The organism is Thermoanaerobacter sp. RKWS2 (assembly GCF_026240795.1).
GTDB classification, from domain to species: Bacteria; Bacillota; Thermoanaerobacteria; order Thermoanaerobacterales; family Thermoanaerobacteraceae; genus Thermoanaerobacter; species Thermoanaerobacter ethanolicus.
Genome location: NZ_CP110888.1, coordinates 1,632,501 through 1,653,035, shown reverse-complemented (window position 1 = coordinate 1,653,035; position 20,535 = coordinate 1,632,501). Strand labels below are relative to the sequence as shown.

The following is a 20,535-nucleotide window of genomic DNA, read 5'->3' as shown; positions in this document are numbered from 1 at the left end:
GGGGGAATGACTGGTGAAATTAACAAAAGAAATGCTTGATAAAGTAAGAGATATAGAGGGATTTCCTATTGGGAAAGATGAAGATATAATAGAACTTTCTGATCCGCCTTATTATACTGCATGCCCAAATCCTTTTATAAGTGAATTCATTGAAAAATACGGGAAACCTTATGTTGAAGAAAAGGATGATTACAATTGTGAACCCTATACGGCAGATGTATCTGAAGGGAAAAATGATCCTATATACAATGCCCATTCGTATCACACAAAGGTGCCTCACAAAGCGATCATGAGATATATACTTCATTATACAAAACCGGGAGATATCGTGTTTGATGGGTTTTGTGGAACTGGTATGACAGGGGTTGCTGCACAGATGTGTGGCAACCCTGATGCCGAGTTTAAGGCTAAAGTGGAAAATGAGTTTAAAAAAGAGGGTAAAAAGGTAGAATGGGGAGCAAGAAGAGCCATTCTTGGGGATTTATCTCCTGCTGCTACTTTTATAGCTTACAATTACAATACTCCTGTTGATGTAGAAGAATTTAAAAAAGAGGCAGAGAGAATACTGAAGGAAGTAGAAAAAGAATGTGGGTGGATGTATAAAACCATACATACTGTAGAAGGTGTACCACAACGGGATGTGGAAGGTAATGTTATAAAAGGAAAAATAAATTATACTGTGTGGTCAGATGTGTTTATATGTCCTAACTGCAGCAATGAAATAGTTTTTTGGGATGTTGCGGTAGACAAAGAGGATGGAAAAGTTCTGGATGAATTTAAATGTCCTCACTGTGGTGCAAAATTAACCAAAACAAGTCTTGAGAGGGCGTGGAGGACTGTTTATGATAAGGCTATTGGTGAAACAATAAAACAGGCAAAACAAGTACCTGTTCTTATTAATTATACAGTAGGTAAGCAGAGGTATGAAAAAGAGCCTGACAAATTTGATTTGGAACTTATACAGAAAATTGAAGAGATGGATATACCCTATTGGTATCCAACAGATAGAATGCCTGAAGGGGAGGAATCGAGAAGGAACGATAAAATTGGCATAACACATGTACATCATTTTTATACTAAGAGGAATTTATGGGTTTTGAGTGCGTTGTATGGGAGGATAAAGGATAGAAAAATTTTATTTGCTTTTACTGCTTCTTTGATAAGGACTACGCTAATGTATAAATATACACCAACTAAAAAAGGTAGTACTGTTTCTGGAACATTGTATATACCTACCCTCCGAGTAGAAATAGATCCTTTGAGATTATTTAAGGATAAATGTGAAATTATAGTAAATGCCGTAAAAGAAAATATTAAAGAATACTTTGCCTTATATACTAATTCTACAAACTATGTATTAATTAATTCAAATTCCATAGATTACATTTTCACAGATCCTCCATTTGGAGATAATTTGATGTACAGTGAACTTAATTTTTTATGGGAGGCATGGCTTAAAGTATTTACAAACAATAAAACAGAAGCTATTATAAATAAAGTTCAGAGAAAAGGGCTTCATGAATATCAAGAGCTTATGGAGAAAGCTTTTTCAGAGATGTACAGGATATTAAAGCCGGGAAGATGGATGACTGTGGAATTTCACAATTCCAAAAATGCTGTATGGAATGCAATACAGGAGGCAATTTTAAAAGCTGGATTTGTCATAGCAAATGTTAGAACTTTAGATAAAAAGCAAGGAAGTTTTAAGCAAGTTACTACGACAACTGCTGTAAAACAAGACCTTATAATATCAGCTTACAAGCCTAAAGAAGGGTTTATAAAAAGGTTTTTGAAAGAAGCTGGAACGGAAGAGGGAGTATGGGATTTTATAAGACAGCATTTAGAAAAACTGCCTGTTGTTATAGAGACAAATGGAAAACTTGATATAATACCAGAAAGACAGGAATATTTGCTTTATGATAGTATGATTGCATTTCACATACAAAAGAGTGCTACTATTCCAATGAGTGCTGCTGAGTTTTATGAGGGGTTGAAAAAGAGGTTTATAGAGAGGGATGGAATGTACTTTTTACCGGATCAGGCGGCTATTTATGATACGAAAAGGCTCAAATTAGAACTTAATGAGCAACTTGCCTTTATAATACAGGATGAAAAAACAGCAATACAGTGGTTGAAATATAAGCTTTTAAATAAACCTATGACATATCAGGAAATACAGCCTATGTTTTTAGAGGAGTTAAAGCAGCTAAGATATGAAAAATTGCCAGAGCTTTTGGATTTACTACAGGAAAACTTTTTGCAAGATGAGGCAGGCAGATGGTATGTGCCAGATGCAAATAAGCAGGCAGACCTTGAAAAACTGAGGGAAAAAAGATTACTTAAAGAATTTGAGGAATATAAAAATGTTACGGGGCGTCTTAAAGTTTTTAGGACAGAAGCTATAAGAGCTGGTTTCAAAAATTGCTGGAAAAACAAAGATTATGAAACGATTGTAAAAATAGGCGAAAAGCTACCTGAAAATGTGCTGCAAGAAGACCAAACTTTACTCATGTATTATGATAATGCAGTGACAAGGTTAGGTGGTTGATTTGTTCAAAGTTGGAGATTGGGTTTTTGATATTGATAAAAAAAGAGCAATGAAAATAATTGATGTATTTGAGCTGTGGGGTTATGTGTCTTACAGCATATATGACCCGATTGAAAAGGTGACCTATACTGTGTCAGATAAAAGGCTTGTAAGTACAGAAAAGAAAAATGACTTTGACTTAAATTATTTCAAATATGTAATCATAGCTTCGCGCATTTCAAATGAACTGGCTCAGGGTTTTTTGTCTTCGATAGGCGGCAGTATTATACCACTGCCGCATCAAATGTATGCGCTAAACAGGGCACTGTCAAAGAGTACAGTAAGATATCTTTTGGCGGATGAAGTTGGTTTGGGAAAAACAATTGAGGCAGGACTTATCATAAAAGAGCTTAAAGCAAGAGGGCTTGTGAAAAGAATTTTGATTATAAGTCCTAAAGGGCTTATAACTCAATGGCATGATGAGTTAGAATTAAAGTTTAATGAAGATTTTAAAATTATACTTCCTCAGGATTTTGAAGTTTTGAAGAGAATTTATGGAGAGGGAAATATATGGGATAAGTTTCCACAAGTTATAACTTCATTGGATTCAGTAAAACCTGTTGAAAAGAGACAGGGGTGGACGAAAGAGCGCATTAAAGAATTTAATAAAGAAAGAATGGAAAACCTCGTTATGGCTGGATGGGATATAATCGTTGTAGATGAAGCTCACCGCTTGGCAGGTTCGAGCAGCGATGTAGCAAGGCACAAACTTGGAATTGAGTTGTCGAAAGCGAGTCCTTATCTCTTATTATTGACAGCAACACCTCATCAAGGGAAAACAGATTCGTTTTTGAGGCTTATGAGACTTATTGATAAAGAAGCATTTCCTAATGAGAAAGCTATTGTAAGAGAGCAAGTTGCTCCATATATTATTCGTACGGAAAAAAGAGAAGCTGTTGATAGAGATGGCAATCCGCTTTTTAAGAAAAGGATAACGAAAACGGTGAATATATCATGGGAAATAAAGCATAGTTTACAAAGGGAACTTTATGAGAAAGTTACGAAGTATGTAGCTGAGGGATATAACAGAGCTAAAAAGGAAAAAAGATATTATATTGGGTTTTTGATGGTTCTTATGCAAAGGTTAGTCACAAGCAGTACCCATGCTATAAAAGTTAATTTAGAAAATAGGCTTGAGTTTTTAAAAAATGAGGTCGTAGGAGTAGAATCTATTGAAGAAGATATGTTTTTTGAATATGACGCACAAAAGGTATTAGATGAATTGCTAAAAATAAAATCTCTTGATATAAAAAAAGAAATAGATGAGTTAGAGGAACTTTTAAGATTGGCGAAGCAAGCTGAAAGTCAATATATTGATGCAAAAGCAGAGGTGCTTATAGATTTTATTGATCAGCTTTCAATGGAGTATAAAAATAGTCAAAAATTTATTGTTTTTACAGAATTTTTAGCTACACAGCAATATTTGAAGGATTTTCTTGAAAGTAAAGGATATAAAGTAGCTATATTAAATGGTTCTATGTCTATGGAAGAAAGAGATGCTTCATTGAAAGAGTTTAAAAATTACAAAGATTTTTTGATTTCGACTGATGCTGGTGGAGAGGGTTTAAATCTACAATTTTGCAATATTGTTATAAATTATGACTTGCCATGGAATCCTATGAAAATAGAACAGAGGATAGGTAGGGTTGATAGAATAGGGCAGGAACGAGATGTATTGGTTTTAAATTTTATGCTGAAGGATACGGTTGAGTTTAGAGTGAGGGAAGTTTTGGAAGAAAAATTAAGAGTGATTTATGAGCAGTTTGGTGTTGATAAGATGGGTGATATACTTGACTCTGTACAGTCAGAGATGGATTTTACGGAGCTTTATATGAGAAGCATTGAGATGCCTGAAGATATAGAGTATAACGTAAGTATTATGGAAGATAAAATAAAGGAAAAGGCAGAGCAAATAAGTAGGATAAAAGGATTGTTGAGAGAAGAGAAGGAACTTGATTTAAATGTAGTAAGTAAAATTAGTGGGTTACCGATTAATGAGTGGATTAGGGATATGTATATAAATAAAATGGCTGCTGAAGGGGTAGAAATTTCTATTGATATGTTGGATGAAAATTTGATTTCGTTGAATAATGAAGAAATTAAAAATATGATAAAAAATTTGCCTGTATATATAAAAAGTAGCAAGATACCGATTTTATATTTAAAAGATGTTTCAAATGAAGAAGGATATTGGTCTTTATGGGAAATTAGCATTAATGGAGATTCTGAGAAGTTTAGACATGTCTTTCCCGTTTTTTTAAACAAGGATAAAAAAGTAAGAATTGCTTCTGCAAATCTGATGTGGGATATTTTTTTGAAGAATGAAAAAGAAGTAATTTTCAAGGGGTATAAATCAATTGATGAGAAAATGTATGATTTTATACATGATACTGCAAAAAATATAGCTTATGATTATTTTGAGAAAATAAAGAAGAATTATTTTGAGAATTTACTTAAGGAAAAAGAGCGATATGAATACGCTTTTAAGTTAAGAAAAGAAGCTATTTTAAGGATAGGGCTTGAGGCTGTAAGGCGTCGGAGACTTGTGGAATTAGAAAATGAGGAAAGAAGATGGAAAGAAGAAATTGAAAAGTCTATGGATATATTGCCCATGTTAAAGCCTTTGTACATTGTGTATTTGGAGTGAGTCTCTATGATTAAGGATTATATCAGAGATAAATTATCTTTAGAAGGTTCTAATCTTATATTGCTGGAGGATAAAGATGACATTTTAAATGAAGAAAGTATTATAGAGATGCTGCATAAGGATGAATATGAGGTATATAATTATCAGGAACCGGATAGTTTTAGGTTTTATTATGAATTAAATTATAGAAAATTTTATGATTCTTTTGTAGAACCTAATAAGAAATTTATACTTAAGTGTAAAGAAATAAATGAAATTCCTTATGATATACAGACAGTTTTTCATCATGTGTCCATATCATTGAAAGAAATTTTCCCAAAACTTGATTATGCTGTTTTAAAAGAATTGGGTACGGACTTTTTGGGGAAAATTTATGAGGCATATCAGTTATACGATGGAAATGTGTTGGGGGAAAATGGGACAAAAGATTATGTGATGAAGGCTGTTTTTGGAATTATTCCAGAGCACATAAATAATTTAAATGAGCTTGTAAAGACATTTTTACGACTGTATTACAAAAATATGGAACTACCTAAGGTGCTTTCTGATTATTTGGAGTATAAATTAAAGCAGAAAGAGAATTTGAAAGATGTACCTTTAAATGAAATTTTATCAGGAAAGGATAGATTTTTTAGATTTGTAAGGGTACAATGGAAGAATTATATCAATGATTTAATAGAAGGGACGCATAATGCCAAAATTGATTTTAGTGACTATGACATTAGGGCATATCTTGATAATATTTTTTATGAAAAATATATTGAACCTATAGAAGTGGAAAATATTGAAAGGCTTCCCAAATGGACGTATGTTGGAATTTTGTATGATGAGAATGAAAGGTATTTGAAAGAATATAGAAAAATGATAGAAAAAATAAAGGAGTTGTTGAGTTTTAGTAAGTCGTATAGGGATTGGATGAATTTGTCTTCTTTATGGGCAGAGGTTTTGAACATTTTTTATAGTAAAAAACTTGCTTTAAATGAGAATGAATTTAATGAGATAAGTAAGTTGATTGAAAACAGTTTTATGGAATGGGTTGTTTTGAATTATAGCAATCTCACTTCAATTTCTTATGTAAATGGACCTGTAATGGTTCATCAAATTCCATGGTATTTGAATTATATTATGAAAAAACAAAAATATGATAGGATAGCACTTTTGGTTTTCGATGGTATGTCGGTAGATAATTGGTATTTGATAAGAAGATATTTGAATAAAAATGCTCTGTGGAATATTGAAGAGAAAAAGTCTTTTGCATGGATCCCAACTTTGACATCCATTTCAAGGCAGGCAATTTTCTCTGGTGATATACCTTTATATTTTAAAGATACGATTTTTTCTACAAATTACGAAGAAAAACGATGGAAAAAGTTTTGGATGAATCAAGGATATAAAGGTGATGATGTTTTTTACATAAAAAATGTTATGGAGTTCAATAAAAGAGAAATAAATGATATAATAAATAACCGTAATGCGAAGATAGTAGGTATTGTTGTCAATATTATAGATGAACTAATACATAGTGCGATTTTATCAATTGAAGGATTATATCAAAACATACAGTTATGGCTTGAAAAGAGTAGGATGGAGGATTTTTTAAAAAAATTGATTTCTAAAGGATATGAGATTTTTATAGCTTCAGATCACGGAAATATTGCATCAATAGGCAAAGGGAAATTAAATGAAGGGCTTCTTGTTGAAAAAGCTGGAGAAAGGGTAAGGATATATGAGAGTGGAATAGATTATGGGAGAAGTTTATATGATGATAAATCTTTTAAATGGATTGGTTTTGGTCTTCCTAAGGAATACAATTTTATAATATGTAAAGAAAATAATGCTTTTGGTGCTCAAGGAGAACAGATGATAAGTCACGGTGGTATTTCAATTGAAGAAGTTATAGTTCCATTTGTGCACATAAGTCATATTTAAGGAGAGGGAGAAAATAGGATGAAAAAAGTAGGTTTTGCTAGAAGAATAAAACTTGAATGGCTTGATAAAGTTGTAGAATTTTATAAAAATGAAAAAGATGTTAAAAAAATAAAGGACGAGTTAGATGCGTTTTTAGTGGATCAAGTAAAAAGTAAGGTAAATAGAGGAAAAAGTATAGATGTTTTAATAAGTAGTTGGGTAGATGTTCCGGAGGAATTTAAATATCTGAGAGACAAAGCAGTGGTATTATTTGATAAGGTGTCTGAAGGAGAAAAAAGTTTATTCATTGGTTTATGCTTATATCAGCTTTTCCTTTATTTAGTGATATTAGCACTGTTATAGGTAAGTTATTGAGTATTCAAGAAGAGTTTAAGTTAGATACTGTAAGACAGAGAATATTTGAAATATGGGGAGAAAGAAGTACAGTTAAATTTAGTACGGATAAAATAATCTCTTCAATGGTAGAATGGGGAGTTTTATCAAAAGCACAAAAACCAGGTATATATAAGAAAGCTAACACGATTGAAATAAAGAATAAAGAATTGAAACTTTTATTTTTGGAAGTATATCTCAAGTCAAATAAGAAGTCATTCATAAGTTACGCTGAAATTGATAAATTGTATGTAATATTTCCATTTGAATTGTCTTTTGAGTTAGGGGATTTTTATGATTCACCGGTTTTAAATGTGAATAAAATGGGGGATAATATTGTGATTATTAGATAAATTGAAAGGTGTTTTATAAGGGAATATATAAAAATTACAGTAATTTGAAAGAAGGTGATTTCCATTGGGCTGGAGATTTAGAAGAAGTATTAGTCTGGGTAAAGGAGTTAGAATAAATGTCAGTAAAAGCGGTATAGGTTTTAGTGTGGGGAAAAGAGGTGCGAGAATAGGGGTAGGTCCCCGGGGAGTTTATACTTCTTTTGGGATTCCGGGGACAGGTCTTTATACCATCAATTATTTAAATAAAAAGAAAAAACAAGTCAGTTCTTCACCTAACACTCAAATAAATAATGTTAGTATAACTTATCCACCAGAAATATTGAAAAAAATGCCTTCAAAAGCTCCTCAGTATTTGTTGTTTATTGCTTCTTTTATATTGCTATTTACATATACTCCCTTGGGAATATTAGGATTTATAATTTTTGCGTTTTATTTTTACGTTAAGTAAAAAACCTATTTCAAAGGCAGTTTCTTTCTTTGAGAAGGGTAAGGTGGCTTATAATCGTGGAGATTATAAAAGTGCTTTAGATAATTTTTTAAAAGTTATTGAAATAGAACCAGATGCAATTTCTTTGTATAAAGAGATTGGAATTATTTATATCCATTTAGGAGAAGATGAAAAAGCTAATGAGTGCTTTGAAAAATATCTTTTTAAGTATCCGGAGGATTTGGAGGCAAAAACTCGTTACATTAATCTTTTAATTAAGGTTGGGCAATACCAAAAGGCACTTGAACTTATGAATTCATTGCCAGAGGAGTATAAGAATAGTTTGCATGTAATCAATGCTATGGCTGATTGTTATATAGAACTCAATAAGCCTGATATGGCTCTAGCAGTTTTAGAAAAAGGACCAATGAGAAAGAGAAAAACTGATACTGAAGAGATGAAGATATTCAGGTATTTACTGGGGACAGTTTATATGAAATTAGGACAAAAAGAAAAGGCGTTAAAGCAATTCCAAAAGATTTATGTGGAGGATAGTAATTTTTTGGATGTGGCTGAAATTTTAAATGAGATGGAAGGTTAAGAATACCGTAAAAACTTTATGTATACTTCTCAAGTTCTAAAGGAAAAACCTTTCAAAGCTATTTAATAAGTTTTGCGATATTTATCTCTAATTCTTTAAAAATATTAACTTTTATAGTATCTTCTATTGTATATTTTTCGGGTTCTGAATATTGACCCTTTTCATCCAATTTGTAGACAAATATATTTTTTGAAATGGGATTTACTATCCAGTATTCCTTTACTTTAAATTTTTCATATAAATAGAGTTTCTTAACGTAATCAATAGAAGCATTTGAGGGTGAAACGACTTCGATTATAAAGTCGGGTGCACCTTTTAAGCCTTTATCGTCTAATTTACTTTTATCACATATCACAGAAATATCAGGTTGAACAACATTTTTACAATTTTCTTCAGTTTCATCTTTGTCTATTAATCTTACGTCAAAGGGTGCCACATAAACTTCACATTCTAAATTTTTTTCTTTAATAAAATTCCCTATAACCCTTGAAACTTCTGTAATTATTTTTTGATGAATTCTTGAAGGTGAAGGTGACATAGCGACAAAGTTACCCTCAATTAATTCTACTCTTTCACCATCTTCCAATTTAAGATAATCGGAATATGTGTAAATATTATGTTTTATTGGGAATTCCATAATTATCACTCCTGAATTTATATTAAATTTCTGCGGAGGAATTAATGCAATTTAGTATATATTCCCCCATAATTTCATTATATCTTATGAGCACTATATTTTAAACCTATAGCTTTAAAATGTTTTATTTTGTATAATATATTCGTACAGCAATATGGTTACAAAAACAAATGAATACATAGGAGGAATTGACTTTGGAGATAATTATTGTAGCGTTTGTGATTTTATTTGATCAAGTGACAAAATACCTTGCAGTGAAATATCTTATGCCTATAGGGAGTTATCCTGTTATAAAGAATTTTTTTCATCTTACTTATGTAGAAAATAAAGGTGCGGCATTTGGTATGCTTCAGAATAAGACTCTTTTTTATAGTGATAACATTAATTGTAGGAGCTGTGCTAATTTATTCTATGATTAAATTGCCAGAAAATAGTGTGTATAATTATACACTTGCTATGATCCTGGGGGGCGCTATTGGAAACCTAATTGACAGAATGAGGCTGGGGTATGTCGTGGATTTTATTGATTTTAAATTTTTCCCTGCGGTTTTTAATGTTGCAGATTCTTTTATAGTTATAGGAGCTATTATATTAGGATATCTTATGATTTTTAGGGAGAAGGCGTGATGGGATGAACGTAGTAGATAAGATAGTTTTGCAGGGAGAAAAAGAGGATGAGGGAAAGAGAATAGACGTTTTTCTTGCGGCAGAGTTAGATTACACAAGGTCTTATATTAAAAAATTGATTGTGGATGGGCTTGTTTTTGTAAATGGTAAAACGGTAAAGCCCAGTTATAAGGTAAAAGAGAATGATGAGGTTGTTGTAAATATCCCAGAGGTAGAGAAAATTGATGTAATGCCAGAAAATATACCTTTGGATATTCTTTATGAAGACGACGATATAATTGTGATAAGTAAGCCGCAGGGAATGGTAGTGCATCCGGCACCGGGAAATTACAGTGGTACACTTGTTAATGCACTTCTTTACCACTGTAAAAATTTATCGGGAATTAACGGCATTTTAAGGCCGGGTATAGTTCACAGGCTTGATAAAGATACCTCTGGTGTGATGGTTGTTGCTAAAAATGATAAGGCCCACATAAGCCTTTCTAATCAAATAAAAGAGAGAAGTGTTTTTAAAAAATATGTTGCTATTGTAGAGGGAGTTATAAAAGATGAAGAGGGGAAAATTGAGGCACCTATAGGAAGGCACCCTGTTGACAGAAAAAAGATGGCTGTAATAGAGGATGGAAGATATGCTCTTACATTGTACAAAGTTTTGGAGCGTTTTAAAGAAAATACATTAGTAGAGGCGGTTATAAAGACAGGTAGGACTCATCAGATAAGAGTGCACATGGCTTATATTGGTCATCCTGTTGTAGGAGACCATGTTTATGGCTTTAAAAAGCAAAAGTTTAAGTTGGAAGGGCAGGCATTACATTCGCGTGTTTTAGGCTTTATTCATCCTACAAAAGGAGTTTACATGGAGTTTGAAGCTCCACTTCCTGAGTATTTTGTAAGGTTGATTGAAATATTGAGAAACAAATAGAGATAGGATTACAAGGAAATCCTATCTCGCTTTATTGATAAAGTTCTATTTTTTGTTGGTTCTATTTTTTGTTGGCATTTTGCATCGTTCGATCCAGGTAACATCGCCGACTAAACTAGCGCTCGACCTCAGGCTCAAGCGGGGTTCCGGGCACATTCGACCTCCTTGCCTCAGGTGCCCGCCTCCGCCATCCTTGGCTTCGGCCCCACTTTCGCTCCTCGGTCTCGCTAAGTTTCCCGGCACTCAACTGAACGGGCTGGTCCTTTCTCTTATTCTCCTTTTTTAACATTTTCGGTTGAGTGCCGGGCTGTCAAGTCGCTTCACTTATGCAAAATGCCAACATATCATAAAAAGTTTGTTTACACCCTGAGATAGAATTATAAAAGAATCCTATCTCTATTTACTAAATATATCTCATCTCGCTCTGGTGGAGTTATTTCTTCTTTTCCTTTTGATGTTATTAAATATTTCCCTTCTTTTATAATTTTACCTATTATTGTAGTTTGTATTCCTTTTTCAGATAGAGATTTGACTATTTTATCTCCATTACTGGCAGTAATTATCATTGAACCGCTGGATATGAGCTTTAAAGGGTTTATGTCAAAAAAACGGCAAATTTCTTTTGTCTCAGGGCGTATTGGCAATTTTTCTTCATATATTTCAATGCCAAGACCAGAGGCTTCTGCAATTTCATAGGCTGCTCCTAGTATTCCGCCTTCTGTTATGTCATGCATTGCATTTGCACCATTTTGTGCTGCAATAAGTCCTTCTTCTATGACACTTATTTCGTTTATAAAGTTTTGTGCTTTTAAGACAAAATCTTTATCGTAGCCCTTTAGCAGCAAATCTTCATAATCAGTTGCTAAAATTGCTGTACCTTCAAGGCCTAAAGCTTTTGTAACTATGACATCATCGCCTATTTTTGCGCCTTTTGTGGTTATGTACTCACCTTTTTTAGCTATGCCAATTGCTGTTGTGCTTATAATAGGCTTGTTTACTGTAGAGGTTATTTCTGTGTGGCCTCCTAAAACTTCAATGCTTAATTTTTTTGCTGCTCTATCTATTTCTTTCATGATGCCATGTAAAGTAGCTTCTTCAGTACCTTCAGGAAGTAGTATAGTTGATAATATTCCAATTGGCTTTGCGCCACAAGAAGCTAAATCATTACAGGATATTATGACAGATAAAAAGCCACTTAATTTGTCTGCTGCTGTTATGGGGTCTGTTGAAAGGACTGCCACGTATTCGCCGAAATCGATTATGCTACTGTCTTCTCCAAGCTGAGAGTGGACTAAAACTTCTTTTCTTTTAACGCCAAGATAAGGGAAAACACTTCTTTTCAGTATTTCTACAGGTACTTTTCCTACTTCCATTTTGTCACATCCTTCTTTTAATATTGGTGTCAATACTAACATCTTAGCACAATTTTTATTTTTTTTAAATATTCCCTATAGACAAGTTGAAAAGAATGTGATAATATATAAAAAACGAAGTCCTTTAAGCAGTCCTGTGAGGCTGGCAAGGTTACAAATAATGTAGCATAAAAAACTTCTTGCCAGTGCAAGAAGTTTTTTTGTGGAGGTTAGGAAGTTGAAGATAAAGGCAGAGATAATGGATGAAAAAGCCATAGACAGAGCCTTGATAAGAATAGCCCATGAGATTGTGGAAAGGAATAAAGGCATTGAAGATGTGGTTTTGGTAGGCATTAAGACAAGAGGAGTGCCTTTAGCGGAAAGAATAGCGAAGTATATATCGCGAATTGAAGGGAAAAAGCCTCCAGTAGGGTCATTGGATATCACCTATACCGTGATGACCTTACCACAGACCTTGAACAGCCTGTAGTCAAGAAAAAAGATATAGGTGTGGATGTGGTAGGTAAAATAGTGGTGTTAGTGGACGACGTGATATACACAGGAAGGACTATAAGGGCTGCTATGGATGCAATTATCGATTTAGGGAGGCCTAAGGCAATACAGCTGGCAGAATTAATAGACAGAGGGCACAGGGAATTGCCGATAAAGCCAGATTATGTAGGTAAAAATGTTCCAACATCAAAAAATGAAATAGTAAATGTGATGTTGGAGGAAGTAGACAAAGTCAACAGAGTTGTAATAACTGAAAAGTAGCACCTTTAATTTAGCCCAGCGAGGCTAAAAAGGGAGAATGATAGATATTCTCCCGGAGTATTAAACTCTAAAAAGGGAGGATTTTTTATGCCAAAATTCAAAACCCTAATTTTAACAAAAGAGAATATTTTATACAAAAAGAGTAGTACCATTTCACATTATTGTGATGTGGTTACTACTCTTTTTTAAAAGGAGGAAGGTAATGTGAATAGAAAAGACCTGTTAGGCATTAAGGATTTATCGAAAGAAGAAATACTGGAAGTTTTAGATACTGCAAAGGAGATGAAAAAAATTCTAAATGGAGAAAAATATTCACAGATACTAAAAGGAAAGACAGTTGTGACGATTTTTTTCGAACCTAGCACGAGGACAAGACTATCTTTTGAGATGGCAGCAAAGTATTTAGGAGCCCATTACGGCAATATAGAAGTGGCAACCAGCAGTGTTGCTAAAGGGGAGTCTTTAATAGACACCATAAGGACTGTTGAGATGATGAAAGCGGATGTGATAATAACAAGGCACAACATGAGTGGAGCGCCGCATCTTATGGCAAAATACACAAATGCCTCTATCATAAACGCAGGAGATGGTATAAATGAACATCCCACCCAAGCCTTGTTGGACATGATGACAATCAGAGAAAAGAAAGAAATCTTTGAAGGATTAAAAGTGGCAATAATAGGAGACATTATGCACAGCAGAGTTGCACGGTCAAATATATGGGGTCTTAAAAAGATGGGGGCGGAAGTGAGAGTTGCAGGCCCTTCAACCTTAATGCCACCCCAAATAGAAAAAATGGGAGTTAAAGCTTACTACAATGTAGAAGAAGCTATAAAGGATGCGGATGTAGTGATGGGACTAAGAATTCAATTGGAAAGGCAAAAAAGTGGACTATTCCCATCAATTGACGAATACAGAGAATATTTTGGGATAAATAAAGAGAGAATGAAACTTGCAAAAGCCGATGCGATATTGATGCATCCAGGACCTATAAACAGAAATGTTGAAGTTACGTCAGAAGCAGCAAATGCTGAGTATTCTGTCATAGAAGAACAGGTAACGAATGGTGTCGCTGTCAGGATGGCACTTTTAAAAATACTTTGTGAAAGGAGAAATTAAAATGAGGATGATTATAAAAAACGGTACGGTAATAGATGGATTTGGAAGTGAAGCCACAGCGGATATATTGATAGACTATGGAATAATAAAGGTGATAGATAAAAATATAGAAATTTCGGATGCAGTAGTAATTGATGCGACAGGCAAATATGTACTCCCAGGTTTTGTGGATATGCACACACATTTAAGGCAGCCGGGATTTGAAGAGAAAGAGACTATTAAAACAGGTACAGAGGCTGCAGCAGCAGGAGGTTACACTACTGTTGCCTGCATGCCAAATACAAATCCTCCTATAGACAATGAAATAGTAGTAGAATATGTAAAAAGCATTGCGCAAAGAGAAGGAGTTGTAAAAGTACTACCTATAGGAGCTATGACAAAGGGAATGAGAGGTGAAGAAATAACCGAGATGGCAAAACTTAAAAAAGCAGGGGCTGTTGCCTTATCTGATGACGGTTTTCCAATAATGAGCGCAGGGCTTATGAAGAGGATAATGACATATGGAAAAATGTATGACTTACTCATGATAACTCACTGTGAAGACAAAACATTAAGTGGCGAAGGTGTAATGAATAGCGGAGTAATTTCCACAATGATAGGATTAAAAGGCATACCAAGAGAAGCAGAAGAAGTCATGCTTGCAAGAAATATCATACTTGCAAAGTCAACTGGTGTAAGGATTCACATCGCACATATCTCAACAAAGGGAAGTGTCGAACTTATAAGAGAAGCGAAAGAAAAGGGAGTGAAAATAACTGCTGAAGTGACTCCTCACAATCTTACCTTGACAGATGAAGCAGTCTACAATTACGATACAAACACAAAAGCTTATCCACCCTTAAGGACAAGAGAGGATATAGAAGCATTAATAGAAGGATTGAAAGATGGCACAATAGATGCAATCGCGACAGACCATGCCCCTCACACTAAGGATGACAAAAAAGTGCCTTACGACATGGCTGCTTTTGGAATATCAGGCTTAGAAACAGCCTTTTCCGTGATAAATACTTTCCTTGTACAAAAAGGTAAAATAAACATGAAAGATTTGGTCAATTACATGAGCATAAATCCTGCGAAAATATTAGGTATATCCAGTGGCATAAAGGTAGGGTCGATAGCGGATATTGTGATTGTAGACCCTTATGAAGAGTATGTAGTTGACAAAGATAAATTTAAATCAAAAGGAAAAAACACACCTTTCCATGGTATGAAGCTAAAAGGAGTTGTGGAATACACAATAGTTGAAGGTCAAATAAAATATGCAAGGGATAGAAAAATTGAAAAAATTGAGGTATAATTAATAAAGGAATATTTATGCGATAAAATGAATAAATTTTCAATAAGAGGATGGTGTAGATGTTTATTGATAAATTAATTGAGAGTATAAAAGCTAAGAAAAGCCCTGTTGTAGTGGGGCTTGACCCCAGAATTGAAAAAACTCCACAATTTATAAAAGACGTTGCTTTTAAGAGAAAAGGAGAAAATATTGAAGGCATATCTGAAGCTTTATACCTTTTTAATAAAGGTATAATAGATGCAGTCTACGATGTTGTGCCTGCGGTCAAAATCCAAGTTGCTTTTTATGAAGTTTATGGGATAGAAGGATTTAAAGCTTTTTCAAAACTGCTGAATACGCTAAAAGTTTAGGGCTTATGGTAATAGCGGATGTTAAAAGAGGAGATATACAAGAGGTTGCAAAAATGTATTCAAAAGCATATATGCAAAACCAGTTATTTGATGCGATTACTGTAAATCCCTATATGGGTGAAGACACTATAATGCCTTATGTAGAAGATGCGATTGAATACGATAAGGGTATATTTGCACTTGTCAAGACTTCAAATAAAGGTTCTAAAGATATACAGGATATAAAAACTGCAACAGGAGAATACGTATATCAACGAGTTGCTAAAATAATAAATAAGATTTCAAAGTCAGCAGTTGGGAAGTATGGCTATAGTTCTATAGGTGCAGTAGTGGGGGCAACATATCCAGAGGAGGCAAAAGTGCTAAGAAAGGAAATGCCAAATTGTTTCTTTCTAGTGCCAGGCTATGGGGCACAAGGGGGGACTGTTGAAGATATAATGGATTGTTTTGATGAGAATGGACTTGGCGCGATAATAAATTCTTCACGTAGCGTTATCTATGCATATCAAAGTCCTTACTGGAAAGATGTATATTCTGAATATGAGTATGCACAAGCGGCGAGAGCAGAAGTAATTCTTATGACAGGCATGATTAACAATGGCCTTGTTAAGAGAAAATACATTGCTTGTTGAGGTGAAAAATGGAGACCAGGATATTGTCTAATGAAAAGATAGCCAGTGGCATTTATAAATTGGTATTTGAGTGGAAGGGGGAATACCCTCTCCAGGCCAATTTGTAATGGTAGACTGCAAAGGCAAGACTTTTCTAAAAAGGCCTATAAGCGTATGCTCTGCTGATGACAAATCAATGACAATTGTATATCAGGTTAAAGGGGAAGGTACTAAAAATTTATCCAAAATGAAAAAAGGAGACACAATTGAAGTAACAGGTCCTCACGGACATGGTTTTGAACTATATGAGGACAAAAATGTGTTAATAGTAGGAGGGGGAATAGGCATTCCTCCCCTTCTATACCTTGCTAAAAAAATCAAAGCAAAAAATTCGTATATTGCGTTGGGATTTAAAAGTGAAATTTTTCTTGTGGAGGAGTTTAAAAATTTAGGAGAAGTTATTGTCACGACAGAGGACGGAAGTTTTGGGAAAAAAGGAATGGTGACACAAGGAATTGAAGATATAATTGATAAGATTGACATAATATATGGCTGTGGACCAAAACCTATGCTAAAGATATTACAAGATATTTCTCTTAAAAATAACATTCCTTGTCAAATATCTGTAGAAGAAAGGATGGCTTGTGGCATAGGAGCTTGTCTTGTATGCGCTTGCAAAGTGAAAAAAGATGGTGGTTTTGAGTACAAAAGAGTGTGCAAAGATGGTCCCGTCTTTTGGGCAGAGGAGGTGGAGTTTTGAATTTACAAGTTGAAGTTGGGGGACTTAAGTTAAAAAATCCGGTGATGACAGCTTCAGGTACTTTTGGGTTTGGAAGAGAGTACGGAGAATATATTGATTTAAATCAATTAGGTGCAATAGTTGTAAAAGGACTTACAGTAAAACCTAAAGAAGGTAATCCACCTCCACGAGTTTATGAAACTCCTTGTGGAATGCTAAACAGTGTAGGGCTTCAAAATTCGGGTGTAGATGCTTTCATTGAGAAAGAGCTGCCCTTTTTAAGAGATTATGATGTTGCTGTAATAGTAAATATTGCAGGAGAAACCATTGAGGAATTTGCTTACATGGCAAAGAAGCTTGATATAGATGGTGTTGATGGAATTGAAATAAATGTCTCCTGTCCAAATGTGAAAAAAGGTGGTATGGCTTTTGGAATAAATCCTGATGATATATTTAATATAACAAAAGAAGTAAAAAAGTTACACAAAAAACTGTTATTGTAAAATTAACACCAAATGTGACGGATATTGGGGTTTGTGCTAAAGCAGCAGAAGATGGAGGAGCAGATGCTGTATCTTTAATTAATACAATTGCAGGAATGGCTATAAATATTGATACAAGAACCCCTGTTTTTAAGAACGTGATTGCGGGTTTGTCTGGACCTGCTATAAAGCCTATTGCCCTTAGGATGGTGTATGAGGCAGCGAGAGCCGTGAAAATTCCTGTTATAGGTATGGGCGGTATAAGTTCATTTAAAGATGCATTAGAATTTATGATTGCGGGGGCGAAGGCAGTGGCAATTGGCACTTGTAATTTTGTAAATCCCAATTGCACAATTGAGGTTATTGAGGGCATAAAACAATATATGGTTTTAAACAATATAGAAGACATAAATGAGATTATAGGTTCTTTAAAGGTTGATTAAAGGGGATGAGAAAATGGAAAAAGAAGAAGTCTTAGAGATTTTTAGCAAGTTAGGAGTAATTAACAAAGGACATTTTTTATTGACATCAGGAAAACACAGCAATACCTATTTGCAGTGTGCGAAAATATTTCAATATCCTAAATACAGCGAAATTTTTAGTAAAGAATTGGCATTAAAATTTAAAGGCCACGAAATAGATGTTGTAATAGGGCCTGCAATTGGAGGAATTATATTGGCCTATGAAGTTGCTCGTCAAGTTGGAGCAAAAGCTCTTTTTGCAGAAAGAGAAGAAGGGGTGATGAAGCTAAGAAGAGGGTTTGAAATCAAAGAAGGAGAAAATGTATTAGTGGTAGAAGATGTTGTTACTACAGGAGGTTCTGTAAAAGAGGTTATAAATTTAGTCAATTCTTTAAAAGGCAATGTTATAGGAGTTGGAAGTATAGTTGATAGAAGCGACGGAAAGGTAAATTTTGAAGTTCCTTTTAAGTCTGTAGTAAGTTTGTATGTTGAGACATATGGAAAAGAGGAATGTCCTCTTTGCAAAGAAGGCATTCCTCTTGTAAAGCCGGGAAGCAGGAAATTTTAAGGTATGAGCATATTTATAACTCTCATTGTCTCAGGTCCTACAATTCCATCCACTTTAAGACCATTGTCTCTTTGAAATCTCATGACGGCGTTTTTGGTTCTTGGCCCAAAAATGCCGTCTATTGGACCAGGGTCATAACCTAAACTTTGAAGAATCATCTGAAGCTGAAGAACATCGTATCCGACGGTACCCTCGTATAGAAGCCTGGAGCCTAATTGTTGCCTCTCCATTTTTTCACCTCATTTATACACTTTCACTATTACACAATATGATAAAAATAGGGAAAGTGTTCTTTTTTATAAGACTTGTAGAATTAGGCACTTTAAGTATTGAGTTTCTTCAGAGGCTAATAATATTGGATGGTCTTTTGATTGAGTACGTTGTTCTACAAGTCTTACATTTCTTTTAGCATCATTGGCTGCTTCTTTAATGACACCTAAAAACATATCTGGTTTTATGTGCTGTGAACAAGAGCAGGTGATGAGAAAGCCTCCTTCTCTTAGAATTTTTAATGCTCTTAAATTTATTTCCTTGTATCCCCTTAATGCGTCTTTTACAGTTTCTTTGCTTTTTGTAAAGGCAGGGGGATCTAGTATTACAGTATCAAACTTTCTGCTTTCTTTGTCATATCTTCTTAATAGGTCAAAGGCGTTGTCACATACGAAATTACATCTTTCTTGATAACCACTGAGTTCTACATTCTTTTTTGCCATTTCAATGGCTTCCTCAGAGATGTCGACTGTCTCAACTCTTTTTGCACCATAGTGAAGGGCATGTACTGTAAATGAGCCTGTATGGCTGAAACAGTCTAGAACTTCTGCATCTTTAACGTAATTTTGAATTGCTTTTCTGTTTTCTTTTTGATCTAAAAAATACCCAGTCTTTTGGCCATTTTCAATGTCTACCCAAAATTTTATTCCATTTTCTTCAAATTGTTGCATTGTGTCAAACTTGCCGTACAAATATCCTTTTTGCTGTGGAAGCCCTTCTAATTCTCTTACATTTACATCATTTCTTTCATAAATGCCTTTGGGATTTAATATTTCAACAAGGAGCTTTACTATTGTATTTTTATATTTATCTATACCTAATGCAAGAGTTTGCAAAACAAGATAGTCACCAAATTTGTCCACGATTAAAGCGGGTAAAAAATCTGCTTCTGCAAATACAACTCTGCAGGAGTTTAAATTGTCCATAACTTTTTTTCTGTATTCCCATGCTCTTTTAATTCTTCTTCGAAAAAACTCTTCATCTATTTCTTCATTAATATCTCTGGTCAATAATCTGACAGTTATCATGGATTTTAGATTTATGTATCCTTTTCCTATGAATTCTTTTTTGTGATTTAAAACATTTACAATTCCACCTGGAGTGTAATCTCCTACAATTCTATCTATTTCAGTTTTGTATATCCAAGGGTGACCATTTAAAATCCTTTTAATATTTGTGTTTCTTAATATAACGTCTGCCATAACATCTCTCCTCATAACTTCTAATAACTTTTTTATATCATAATTAGCCAAAATATTCAATTGTATTGACATATTCCTGTGAATAGTATTAATATTGAAGGGGTGATAGTATGCAAAAAATACTTGGAAGAATAAGAAGAGCAGTTCAAGATTTTAATATGATACAAGAGGGAGATATAATAGCTGTTGGTGTTTCAGGAGGAAAGGA

Annotated in this window: 16 protein-coding genes and 5 pseudogenes (1 of these 21 cut by a window edge); 17 read left to right on the top strand and 4 right to left on the bottom strand. The window is 34.1% G+C overall.

All coding sequences use genetic code 11. The features are described 5' to 3' along the window. Positions 1-13 precede the first annotated feature (13 nt). The 7 genes from OEI98_RS08770 to OEI98_RS08740 all read left to right on the top strand — a co-directional run bounded on the left by OEI98_RS08770 (position 14) and on the right by OEI98_RS08740 (position 8,916). Positions 14-2,548, top strand: coding sequence for a DNA methyltransferase (locus OEI98_RS08770; RefSeq protein WP_266037229.1), 2,535 nt, complete (start codon positions 14-16; stop codon positions 2,546-2,548). Between the two features lies 1 nt (position 2,549). Further along, positions 2,550-5,234: a DEAD/DEAH box helicase gene (locus OEI98_RS08765; protein WP_266037226.1), complete on the top strand. Its 2,685-nt coding sequence runs from the start codon at positions 2,550-2,552 to the stop codon at positions 5,232-5,234. Between the two features lie 6 nt (positions 5,235-5,240). Next, a complete protein-coding gene (pglZ, locus tag OEI98_RS08760) occupies positions 5,241-7,163 on the top strand; it encodes a BREX-3 system phosphatase PglZ (RefSeq protein WP_012269236.1) in 1,923 nt (640 codons plus the stop codon). An 18-nt stretch (positions 7,164-7,181) separates the two neighbouring features. Continuing rightward, positions 7,182-7,505, top strand: coding sequence for a hypothetical protein (locus tag OEI98_RS08755; RefSeq protein ID WP_266037220.1), 324 nt, complete (start codon positions 7,182-7,184; stop codon positions 7,503-7,505). Next, entirely contained in the window at positions 7,457-7,888 is a 432-nt protein-coding gene (locus OEI98_RS08750; protein WP_266037217.1) for a hypothetical protein, read from the top strand. Before OEI98_RS08755 ends, OEI98_RS08750 begins: the two co-directional genes overlap by 49 nt. 64 nt (positions 7,889-7,952) lie before the next feature. After that, positions 7,953-8,336, top strand: coding sequence for a DUF4236 domain-containing protein (locus OEI98_RS08745; protein ID WP_266037215.1), 384 nt, complete (start codon positions 7,953-7,955; stop codon positions 8,334-8,336). 43 nt (positions 8,337-8,379) lie between these two features. Then, positions 8,380-8,916, top strand: coding sequence for a tetratricopeptide repeat protein (locus tag OEI98_RS08740; protein WP_266037213.1), 537 nt, complete (start codon positions 8,380-8,382; stop codon positions 8,914-8,916). Between the two features lie 58 nt (positions 8,917-8,974). Here the strand turns inward: OEI98_RS08740 and OEI98_RS08735 are convergent, their stop codons facing one another. Then, positions 8,975-9,553 (bottom strand): Uma2 family endonuclease, encoded by a 579-nt coding sequence (locus OEI98_RS08735; protein ID WP_042833173.1) that lies wholly within the window; start codon positions 9,551-9,553, stop codon positions 8,975-8,977. A 194-nt stretch (positions 9,554-9,747) separates the two neighbouring features. Here OEI98_RS08735 and lspA point away from each other — a divergent pair. Further along, a pseudogene (gene lspA / locus OEI98_RS08730) lies at positions 9,748-10,180 on the top strand (signal peptidase II). Between the two features lie 4 nt (positions 10,181-10,184). Then, on the top strand, positions 10,185-11,102 hold the full coding sequence (locus OEI98_RS08725; RefSeq protein ID WP_266037208.1) for an RluA family pseudouridine synthase: 918 nt from the start codon (positions 10,185-10,187) through the stop codon (positions 11,100-11,102). A 377-nt stretch (positions 11,103-11,479) separates the two neighbouring features. Here OEI98_RS08725 and OEI98_RS08720 read toward each other — a convergent pair whose 3' ends face one another. After that, positions 11,480-12,475 (bottom strand): AIR synthase family protein, encoded by a 996-nt coding sequence (locus OEI98_RS08720; RefSeq protein ID WP_266040632.1) that lies wholly within the window; start codon positions 12,473-12,475, stop codon positions 11,480-11,482. Between the two features lie 217 nt (positions 12,476-12,692). Here OEI98_RS08720 and pyrR point away from each other — a divergent pair. The 7 genes and pseudogenes from pyrR (at position 12,693) to pyrE (ending at position 18,855) form a co-directional block, all read left to right on the top strand. Beyond that, positions 12,693-13,228 (top strand): annotated as a pseudogene (gene pyrR / locus OEI98_RS08715) (bifunctional pyr operon transcriptional regulator/uracil phosphoribosyltransferase PyrR). Positions 13,229-13,432: 204 nt separating this feature from the next. Next, positions 13,433-14,347, top strand: coding sequence for an aspartate carbamoyltransferase catalytic subunit (locus OEI98_RS08710; RefSeq protein ID WP_266037206.1), 915 nt, complete (start codon positions 13,433-13,435; stop codon positions 14,345-14,347). Between the two features lies 1 nt (position 14,348). Next, positions 14,349-15,644, top strand: a complete 1,296-nt coding sequence (locus OEI98_RS08705; protein WP_266037204.1) for a dihydroorotase — start codon at positions 14,349-14,351, stop codon at positions 15,642-15,644. Positions 15,645-15,703: 59 nt separating this feature from the next. Next, positions 15,704-16,626 (top strand): annotated as a pseudogene (gene pyrF / locus OEI98_RS08700) (orotidine-5'-phosphate decarboxylase). 8 nt (positions 16,627-16,634) lie between these two features. Beyond that, a pseudogene (locus OEI98_RS08695) lies at positions 16,635-17,365 on the top strand (dihydroorotate dehydrogenase electron transfer subunit). Further along, positions 17,362-18,269, top strand: a pseudogene (locus tag OEI98_RS08690) (dihydroorotate dehydrogenase). The pseudogenes OEI98_RS08695 and OEI98_RS08690 overlap by 4 nt, the downstream one beginning before the upstream one ends. A 13-nt stretch (positions 18,270-18,282) precedes the next feature. Then, a complete protein-coding gene (gene pyrE, locus OEI98_RS08685) occupies positions 18,283-18,855 on the top strand; it encodes an orotate phosphoribosyltransferase (RefSeq protein ID WP_266037202.1) in 573 nt (190 codons plus the stop codon). Here the strand turns inward: pyrE and OEI98_RS08680 are convergent. Together OEI98_RS08680 and OEI98_RS08675 are read right to left on the bottom strand one after the other, a co-directional pair. Then, positions 18,852-19,085, bottom strand: a complete 234-nt coding sequence (locus tag OEI98_RS08680; protein WP_003868407.1) for a peptidoglycan-binding domain-containing protein — start codon at positions 19,083-19,085, stop codon at positions 18,852-18,854. The two genes, pyrE and OEI98_RS08680, sit on opposite strands and share 4 nt — an antisense overlap. A gap of 66 nt (positions 19,086-19,151) precedes the next feature. Next, on the bottom strand, positions 19,152-20,327 hold the full coding sequence (locus OEI98_RS08675) for a class I SAM-dependent rRNA methyltransferase (RefSeq protein ID WP_266040630.1): 1,176 nt from the start codon (positions 20,325-20,327) through the stop codon (positions 19,152-19,154). A 110-nt stretch (positions 20,328-20,437) separates the two neighbouring features. Here OEI98_RS08675 and OEI98_RS08670 point away from each other — a divergent pair, with 110 nt between their 5' ends. Further along, positions 20,438-20,535, top strand: partial view of a tRNA 2-thiocytidine biosynthesis TtcA family protein gene (locus OEI98_RS08670; protein WP_014062969.1) — the beginning only. 610 nt of this gene lie beyond the right edge of the window; only the first 98 of its 708 coding nucleotides appear in the window; the start codon lies at positions 20,438-20,440; the stop codon falls past the right edge of the window.

Bases quoted from the DNA above. Each gene is read 5' to 3' on its own strand.
- OEI98_RS08705 (WP_266037204.1), top strand. From the start codon at position 14,349: ATGAGGATGATTATAAAAAACGGTACGGTAATAGATGGATTTGGAAGT.
- OEI98_RS08725 (WP_266037208.1), top strand. From the start codon at position 10,185: ATGAACGTAGTAGATAAGATAGTTTTGCAGGGAGAAAAAGAGGATGAG.
- OEI98_RS08735 (WP_042833173.1), bottom strand. From the start codon at position 9,553: ATGGAATTCCCAATAAAACATAATATTTACACATATTCCGATTATCTT.
- pyrE (WP_266037202.1), top strand. From the start codon at position 18,283: ATGGAAAAAGAAGAAGTCTTAGAGATTTTTAGCAAGTTAGGAGTAATT.
- OEI98_RS08755 (WP_266037220.1), top strand. From the start codon at position 7,182: ATGAAAAAAGTAGGTTTTGCTAGAAGAATAAAACTTGAATGGCTTGAT.
- OEI98_RS08720 (WP_266040632.1), bottom strand. From the start codon at position 12,475: ATGGAAGTAGGAAAAGTACCTGTAGAAATACTGAAAAGAAGTGTTTTC.
- OEI98_RS08750 (WP_266037217.1), top strand. From the start codon at position 7,457: ATGCTTATATCAGCTTTTCCTTTATTTAGTGATATTAGCACTGTTATA.
- OEI98_RS08680 (WP_003868407.1), bottom strand. From the start codon at position 19,085: ATGGAGAGGCAACAATTAGGCTCCAGGCTTCTATACGAGGGTACCGTC.
- pglZ (WP_012269236.1), top strand. From the start codon at position 5,241: ATGATTAAGGATTATATCAGAGATAAATTATCTTTAGAAGGTTCTAAT.
- OEI98_RS08675 (WP_266040630.1), bottom strand. From the start codon at position 20,327: ATGGCAGACGTTATATTAAGAAACACAAATATTAAAAGGATTTTAAAT.